Below are 2,579 nucleotides of genomic sequence, written 5' to 3'. Positions count from 1 at the left end.
ATTTTCATTGGTTTATCTCCTGTTGGTTTTGCTCCGGTTGGTTATTCCAACCCGGTTGGGTCAAGCCGCATGCAAACCGCCTTGGGCTCGGTAAAGGCATTGATGGCTTCGGTGCCGAATTCGCGCCCGATGCCTGACATCTTGACCCCGCCAAAGGGCATGGCGGTGTCGAGGACGTTGTGTGTGTTGATCCAGACGGTGCCGGAATCAATTTGCCCGGCCAGCACGTGCGCCTTGTTCAGGTCGCGCGTCCAGATGCTGGCACCCAGCCCGTATTCGGTGTCATTTGCCGCCGCCTTCAGGTCCGAAATTGCGTCAAGACGATTGGCGATCACGACCGGGCCGAAGATTTCTTCGCGCATGACGGCGGCATCGCGGCCCACATTTTGCAGAAGGGTCGGTTCGTAGAAATAGCCCTGCGTGCCGGCTTTGCGCCCGCCGGTCACAACCTCTGCCCCGCTGTCAATTCCGCCCTGGACCATCTCGCTGACCTTTTCCAGTTGCCGTGCCGAGACCAGCGGTCCGAGAGCAACGTTCTGTTCAAAGGCATGTCCGATGGGAAGGGTGGCTGCGAATTCGGCGATGCCTTCGACGACGCGGTCATACACCGGAGCCTCTACGAAAAGGCGGGAACCGGCGGTGCAGATCTGGCCGGAGTTCGCGAAGATCGCCATGGCGGCGCCGGGGATGGCCTGATCCATGTCGGCATCGGCCAGCACGACGGTCGGGGATTTGCCGCCCAGTTCCAGCGTCACCCGCTTCATCTGAGGCGCGGCAGCTTGAAGGATGCGCTGTCCGGTCAGCGTCGATCCGGTAAAGGTGATCTTGCGCACCAGCGGATGATCCACCAGCGAGGTGCCGACCGGGTCGCCATAGCCTGTAACGATGTTGACCGCGCCGGCGGGGAAACCGGCCTTTTGGATCAACTCGCCCAGCCGCAATGTGGTGAGCGAGGTTTCCTCCGAAGGTTTCAGCACGATGGTGCAGCCGAAGGCGATGGCGGGGGCGATTTTCTGGATCGCCTGACCCAGCGGGAAGTTCCACGGCGTGATCCCGGCCACCACACCCACGGGGCGGCGTTCGGTGTAGGCGCGGTATGTGCCGCCGTCGTTGATGAAGGGTGACAGCGTGAGGTATTCACCCGCCATCTTTGACGACCAGCCCGCATAATAGCGCAGCGCATCCATGCAGAAGGCAAGGTCGATGTTGCGCGACACCGCGTAGGGTTTGCCGTTGTCCCAGCTTTCAAGGGTGGCCAGCGCGTCGGCTTCTTCCTCGATCAGAAGGGCCAGCCGTTCCAGCAGCCGCCCCCGGTCCAGCGGGCGCATCTTTTGCCAGGCGGCGCTTTCGAAACAGCGATGGGCGTCCTTGACCGCGCGGTCCACATCCTCGGCACTGCCTGCCGCGATATGGGCAAAGGTCTGTTCTGTGGCGGGGTTGATGACGGGGATTGTCTGACCCGAAGCGGCTTCGACCCATTCGCCGCCGATCAGAAGCTTGGCGGGCGGGAGGGTAACATCGGGAAACGGGGTTGTTGCTGTGTTCATTCTCTGCTTTCCGCGGCTTTGCCCAACAGGGCCTTCGAGGAAAGATTAGTAAGTGCAGAGTGCAGTCGCTATCCGCTGAGGGCAGCTATGGCAGGTATATTTGCGCAGTTCTGGCGGCGTTGAATGTCTTGCAACAGTGACCCGATGCGTTGGGGACGCCGAACAGGATCGGCAGGCGTCAGCTGGCAAAGCCAACCCGATGGCCAAATGTTTCACAGCCTTTGGCCGGGTCAAGAGGCACGCGCTGCGTGTGGCCGGGCTGTTGGTCAGTCTTGTCCCGTTGTCGGATGCAGGGCGGCACGCGCCAGCGTGTGCGAGGGGTTTTCGCCAAAGCTATCCCTGTAGTGACGGGCGAAGCGCCCGACGTTGCCAAAGCAATAGCGTAGGGCAACCTCGGTCACACTGTTTGTGGCTGATCCGTCACCCATCAGGTCATGACGCGCTTGTTCAAGCCGGAGCTGAAGCAGTCGATTGCCGGGTCGCGTGCCGCAGGCTGATGCAAAGTGCGCCCGCAGCGTCCGTTCCGACACATCCGCGGCGGCTGCCACGTCCGACACGGATATTGGCTGTTTCAGATGTGCCAGCATGAACCGTTGGGCGACCCGAACCGACCGGGGCATTGCGTGCAGTTCGGTCTCGTTCTCTTCAAGAGCGCCTGCGAGGAACAGTTGCAGAAAGGAATCCTCGAGCGTCGTGGCCACTTGCGGTGCCAGCGCGCCCATCTGTGGCCGGTCCAATTCTGCGCACAGAAAATCCGTAAAGCGCATCAGCGTTTCCCCCGGTCCGTCGATTTTTAACGCCCCGAGGGAGAACGCCATTCGACCGCTGTCTTCGCCGCGCAGGGCAAGGGCCCGTTTCAGCGCATCGGGCGGAATGCCCACGGTCAGGTGGCGCTGCGCGGCGTTCAGGTTCAGTTCGAAAACCTCGCGGGGGTCGATCACGACGAAGTTGCCGCGTGCCAGTTTGCTGTGATGCGCGCCCTGCACGATCTCGGCCTCGCCTTCGAGGGGGATCATCAAGAGAAACAGCGGC

2 protein-coding genes are annotated in these 2,579 nt (G+C 61.8%); both read right to left on the bottom strand.

Features of this window, described 5'->3' with window-relative positions; all coding sequences use genetic code 11:
• Positions 1-41: 41 nt before the first annotated feature.
• Complete coding sequence (locus VOI29_RS23985; protein WP_323784349.1) at positions 42-1,547, bottom strand: aldehyde dehydrogenase family protein; 1,506 nt, start codon at positions 1,545-1,547, stop codon at positions 42-44.
• A 266-nt stretch (positions 1,548-1,813) separates the two neighbouring features.
• Positions 1,814-2,579 (bottom strand): AraC family transcriptional regulator (locus VOI29_RS23980; protein WP_323784347.1); only part of this gene is annotated, 766 nt, incomplete at its 5' end.

The sequence above is a fragment of the Leisingera sp. genome (assembly GCF_034669605.1).
GTDB lineage: Bacteria > Pseudomonadota > Alphaproteobacteria > Rhodobacterales > Rhodobacteraceae > Leisingera.
This window is presented reverse-complemented; position numbering and strand designations above follow the sequence as displayed.

Excerpts from the sequence above, each read along its gene's own strand:
- VOI29_RS23985 (WP_323784349.1), bottom strand. The coding sequence starts at position 1,547 with ATGAACACAGCAACAACCCCGTTTCCCGATGTTACCCTCCCGCCCGCC.